Here is a 6,052-nt window from a genome sequence, read left to right on the forward strand (position 1 = left end):
TGCGCACCCTGACCCGTGAACAGGAACGCGGTGCGCCCCTTCGACCGGGAGAAGCCCTGCACCACACCCGGATGCGCCCGGCCCTCGGCGAACGCAGCGAGGGCGGCCAGCAGTTCCTCTCGGTCAGCACCGAACACCGCCGCCCGGTGGTCCAGGGCCGAGCGCGTGGTGACGAGGGAGTGGGCCACGTCGAGCGGGCGGAGGTCGCAGTGTCCCTCCAGGTGGGTCCTGAGTCGTGCGGCCTGGCCGGACAGGGCCTCCGGCGAGCGGCCCGAGAGGAGCAGCGGGACGGCGGCCGGCGTGCGGCTACCCGGCTCCTGCTCGTCCGATTCGGGAGCCGGCTGCTCTGGGGCCTGTTCGATGATGACGTGGGCGTTGGTGCCGCTGATACCGAAGGAAGACACGCCGGCCCGGCGGGGGCGGCCGGTCTCCGGCCACGGACGGTTCTCCGTCAGCAGCTCGATCCTGCCCTCCGACCAGTCCACCTTGCTCGTCGGCTCATCCACATGCAGGGTCCGGGGCAGCACCCCGCGCCGGATCGCCTCCACCATCTTGATGACACCCGACACACCAGCCGCCGCCTGGGTATGGCCCATGTTCGACTTGATGGAACCCAGCCACAGCGGCCGGTCCTCGGGACGGTCCTGCCCGTACGTGGCCAGCAGCGCCTGCGCCTCGATCGGGTCACCCAACGTCGTACCCGTGCCGTGCGCCTCCACCGCATCCACATCCGCGCAGCTCAAACCCGCCGACGCAAGCGCCTGACGGATCACACGACGCTGCGACGGACCATTCGGAGCGGTCAGGCCGTTGCTCGCACCGTCCTGGTTGACGGCCATGCCGCGCACGATCGCGAGTACGGGGTGGCCGTTCCTGCGCGCATCGGAGAGCCGCTCCACCAGCAGGACGCCTGCGCCTTCGCCCCAGGCCGTGCCGTCGGCCGCGTCGGCGAAGGACTTGCAGCGGCCACTGCGGGACAGGCCGCGCTGGCGGCTGAATTCGATGAAGGTCTCGGGCGTGGCCATGACGCAGACGCCGGCGACGAGCGCGAGGGAGCAGTCGCCCCCGCGCAGGGCCTGGATGGCGGAGTTGAGGGCGACCAGGGACGAGGAGCACGCCGTGTCCATCGTGACCGAGGGGCCTTCCAGGCCGAGCACGTAGGAGACGCGGCCCGAGGCGATGGCGCCGGTGTTCGCGTTGGCGGCGTAATCGTGGTACATCATGCCGGCGAACACGCCGGTCGAGCTGCCCTTGAGCGACAGGGGGTCGATGCCGGCCCGCTCGATCGCCTCCCAGGACGTTTCCAGCAGCAGGCGCTGCTGCGGGTCCATGAGCAGGGCCTCGTTCGGGGAGATCCCGAAGAGGGAGGGGTCGAAGTCGGCCGCGTCGTGCAGGAACCCGCCCTCGCGGACGTACGTCGTGTTCGGGCGCTGCGACTGCGCGTCGAAGAGGCGGTCTTCGTCCCAGCCGCGGTCGGCGGGGAAACCCGTGACGGCGTCCACGCCGCCCTCGACCAGCCGCCACAGGTCCTCGGGGGTCTCCACCCCGCCGGGGTAACGGCAGGCCATGCCCACGATCGCGATGGGCTCCCGCAGGGCGGATGCGAGCTTCTTGTTCTGGGCTCGCAGCCGCTCGGTCTCCTTCAGGGACGACCGGAGCGCATCGACAAGCTTCTTCTCGTCAGAGCTGGCCATTACAGATCTCCCACCGTTTCCCCGCCGAGCGCCATGCTGATCAGGCTCTCGGTGTCCATGTCGTCGATCGAGTCCTCCGAGGACTCCCCGGCCTCGCCGGACTCGCCCGACTGCCCGGCTCCGCTCAGCCCGCCGAGTTCCAGCAGGGCGTCCAGCAGGCCCGCGTCCCGCAGCCTGCTGAGCGGGATGGTCTGCAGTGCGGCGCGAATCTCGGTCTCGCCTGCACCGACACCTTCCCCGCCGGCGCCCGAGTCCGGGACGAGCTCCGCTCGCATGTGGCCTGCGAGGGCCTTTGCGTCGGGGTAGTCGAAGACGAGGGTGGGCGGCAGGCGCAGGCCGCTGACCGCGTTCAGCAGGTTGCGGAACTCGACGGCGCTGAGCGAGTCGAAGCCCAGCTCGCTGAAGGCCCGGTCCGCGTCGATGGAATCGGCCCCGGCGTGGCCGAGGATCGACGCGGCGTGGGTGAGGACCGTGTCGAGCAGCAGGGCGTCCTGCTGGTCGGGGGTCAGGCCGGCGAGCCGCTGCTTCAGCGCCGACGGCGACGCGGCTGGGTCGGTGGTGGTGGTTGTGCCGGTGGTGCGGCGTGCGGGGGCGCGGACGAGGCTGCGGAAGAGGTGCGGGAGCTCGTCGGAGATGGCGCGCAGGGCCTTGAGGTCGAGGTGGATCGGGATGAGGGCGGGGGCTGGGAGGGTGCTCGCGGTGTCGAAGAGGTGCAGGCCCTCTTCGGGTGAGATCGCCCGTACGCCCGTGCGATGCATGCGCTCCAGGTCGGCTTCGCCCAGTTCCCCGGCCATGCCTGCTTCGTCGGTCCACAGGCCCCAGGCCAGGGACTGGGCGGGCAGGCCCGCTGCCCTGCGGTGGGCGGCCAGGCCGTCGAGGAAGGCGTTGGCGGCCGCGTAGTTGCCCTGGCCCGGGTTGCCGAAGACACCTGCGGCCGAGGAGAACAGGACGAACGCGGACAGGTCGTGGTCGGCGGTCAGCTGGTGGAGGTTGAGTGCCGCGTCGACCTTCGGGCGCATGACGGTGTCGATGCGGTCGGGGGTGAGGGAGGCGATGACGCCGTCGTCGAGGACGCCGGCGACGTGGACCACCGCGGACAGCTTGACGTCCGTGAGGAGGGCGGCGAGCGCGTCGCGGTCGGCGACGTCACAGGCCGCGATCTCCACCTCCGCGCCGAGGGCCGCCAGGTCCGCTACCAGTTCCTGGGCGCCCGGTGCGTCCGCGCCGCGGCGGCTCGTCAGCAGCAGGCTGCGCACGCCGTACTCGGCCACGAGGTGGCGGGCGAACACGCCGCCCAGACTGCCCGAGGCACCGGTGAGCAGCACGGTCCCGCTGCCGAACGCCGGGGCCGCCTCGCTAGCGGCGTCGGCCGCCGCCGGGACCTCGGTACGGACCAGGCGGGCGCCGTAGACGATGCCGTCACGGACGACGACCTGGGACTCGCCCACCGCCAGCGCGGGGGAGACGTCTTCGGGGGTGTCCGTGTCGACGAGGACGACCCGGCCGGGGGCCTCGGACTGGGCGGAGCGGGCCAGGCCCCAGACCGCAGCACCGGCCAGGTCAGTGACGTCCTCGCCCGGCAGTGCGACTGCGCCGCGCGTGACGATCACCAGGCGGTCCGCGGACGACTGCAGCTCGGCGAGTGCCGTGTGCACCGCCGCACGCACCGCCGACGCGTCCATACCCGGGACGCTCCGCAGGACGAGGGTGTCGGGGTCCATGGGCTGGGCCTTGGCTGCGGGGAGCTTGGTCCACTCGAGCTGGAAGAGGCTGTCGTGGAGCGGGGAGCGGGTGGCGGCGAGCTGGTCCATGGCGACCGCGCGCAGGGCGAGGGAGCCGACCGAGGCGACCGGCCGGCCCTCGCCGTCGGCGACTTCGAGGGTCACCGCGTCGGCACCGGCCGGCGCCAGCCGCAGCCGGACCCGGGTCGTCGCACCCGAGGCATGGAAGACGACATCGCTCCACGCGAACGGCAGCCGGGCCGTGCTCTGGTCACCGCCGTCGAGCAGACCGATCGCATGCAGGCAGGCATCCAACAGCGCCGGGTGCAGCCCGAACCCGTCGGTGGCAGTGCCCTCCGGCAAGGAAACCTCGGCGTACACCTCGGAGCCGGAACGCCAGGCGGCGGTCAGGCCCTGGAACACCGGACCGTACTCCAGCCCCGCATCCGCGAGACCCCCGTACAGACCCGCCACGTCCACCTCCACCGCACCCCGCGGCGGCCACTGCGCCAGCGCGAAGGACGGCCCCGGCCCCGACGGCGCCAGCAGACCGGCAGCATGGCGCAGCCACGGCTGCTCCGAACCCTCCGGCCGCGAGTACACGGTCACAGGCCGCGCCCCCGAAGCACCCGGCGCACCCACACACACCTGCACCTGAAGACCACCGCGCTCCGGCAGAACGACAGGCGCCTCGACCGTCAACTCCTCCAAGACACCGCAGCCGACCTCGTCCCCGGCCCGGATCGCCAACTCCACCAGACCAGTCCCCGGGAACAGCACCAGCCCACCCACAGCATGATCGGCCAACCACGGCTGCGAACCGACGGCGAGACGCCCGGTGAGAACCGTGCCGTCAGTGTCGGCCAGCGGCACGGCGGCGCCGAGCAGGGCGTGCCCGGAGGCGCCGATGCCCAGCGAGCTGAGGGCGGATCCGGTCTCTGCAGTGTTCTCCAGCCAGTACGTGGCGCGCTGGAAGGCGTACGTGGGCAGGTCGTGGACCGGTCGGGCCCCGGTGTGGGCGTACAGGGCCTGCCAGTCGGGCGTGATGCCGTGGACGTGCAGCCGGGCCATGGTCGCGAGGAGGGCGGCGGCCTCGGGCCGGTCACGACGCATCGCCGCAGCCAGCACAGCCGTCTCCGACTCGACCGACTGCTGGGCCATCGCCGTCAGCACGCCGTCCGGACCCAGCTCCACGAAACGGGAGACACCCTCGGCCTCCAACGCCCGCACACCGTCGGCGAACCGGACGGCTTCACGGACGTGCCGGACCCAGTACTCCGGATCGGTCAGCTCACCGGCACCCGCAACCGTACCCGTGACGTTCGAAACCACCGGGATACGCGGGGCGCTGTACGACAGCGACGCCGCCACCTGCCGGAACTCGTCCAGCATCGGGTCCATCAGCGACGAGTGGAAGGCGTGCGACACCTTCAGACGGGTCGCCTTGCGGCCCTCCCCCTCGAAGTGCGCCTTGATGGCGAGTACTGCGGCCTCGTCGCCCGAGACCACGACCGCGCTCGGGCCGTTGACCGCGGCGATCGACACCGACTCCGACAAGTGCGGGACGACCTCCGCCTCGCTCGCCTGGAGCGCGACCATCGCCCCACCGGCGGAAAGCGCCTGCATCAGGCGGCCGCGGGCGACCACCAGCCTGGCCGCGTCCGCCAGCGACAGCACACCCGCCACATGGGCGGCGGCTATCTCGCCGATCGAGTGGCCGGCCAGGAAGTCGGGCTTCACGCCCCACGACTCCACCAGCCGGAACAACGCCACCTCGACCGCGAACAGCGCCGGCTGCGCGAACTCCGTACGGTTCAGACGCTCCGCATCCTCACCCCACACGATCTCCATCAGCGGCAGGCCCAGCTCCGCCACCACCGCATCGAACGCGGACGCGAACACCGGGAACGCCTCGTACAGCCCACGGCCCATCCCGAGCCGCTGCGCACCCTGACCCGTGAACACGAATGCGGTGCGCCCCTTCGCCCGGGAGAAGCCCTGCACCACACCCGGATGCGCCCCGCCCTCGGCGAACGCCGCCAGGCCGGCGACCAGTTCGTCCCGGTCAGTACCGAACACCGCCACGCGGTGATCGAGCTGGGACCGGCGGGTGGCCAGGGTGAGGCCGATGTCCTGCGGGTGCGTGTCCGTCCCGCGGGTGGTGGCGTAGGCGTGGAGGCGGGCGGCCTGGGCACGCAGCGTCGCCTCGGTCTTGCCGGAGAGCAGCCACGGAAGCGGTGCGGATGCGTCCGTGGCCGCCGTCGGCTGGGTGGGGCTTTCGGCGGGGGCCTGTTCGATGATGACGTGGGCGTTGGTGCCGCTGATACCGAAAGAAGACACGCCGGCCCGGCGGGGGCGGCCGGTCTCCGGCCACGGACGGTTCTCCGTCAGCAGCTCGATCCTGCCCTCCGACCAGTCCACCTTGCCCGTCGGCTCATCCACATGCAGGCTCCGGGGCAGCACCCCGCGCCGGATCGCCTCCACCATCTTGATGACACCCGACACACCAGCCGCCGCCTGGGTATGGCCCATGTTCGACTTAATGGAACCCAGCCACAGCGGCCGGTCCTCGGGACGGTCCTGCCCGTACGTGGCCAGCAGCGCCTGCGCCTCGATCGGGTCACCCAACGTCGTACC

2 protein-coding genes are annotated in these 6,052 nt (G+C 72.0%); both read right to left on the reverse strand.

Annotated features, from left to right (window positions below):
- A partial coding sequence (locus tag AC068A_RS36950) for a type I polyketide synthase (protein WP_478590681.1) occupies positions 1 to 1,646 on the reverse strand: 1,646 nt, incomplete at its 3' end.
- Positions 1,647 to 1,693: 47 nt separating this feature from the next.
- On the reverse strand, positions 1,694 to 6,052 hold a 4,359-nt coding region (locus AC068A_RS36955; RefSeq protein WP_478590680.1), incomplete at its 5' end, for a type I polyketide synthase.

This window comes from Streptomyces sp. NPDC043854 (assembly GCF_056436005.1).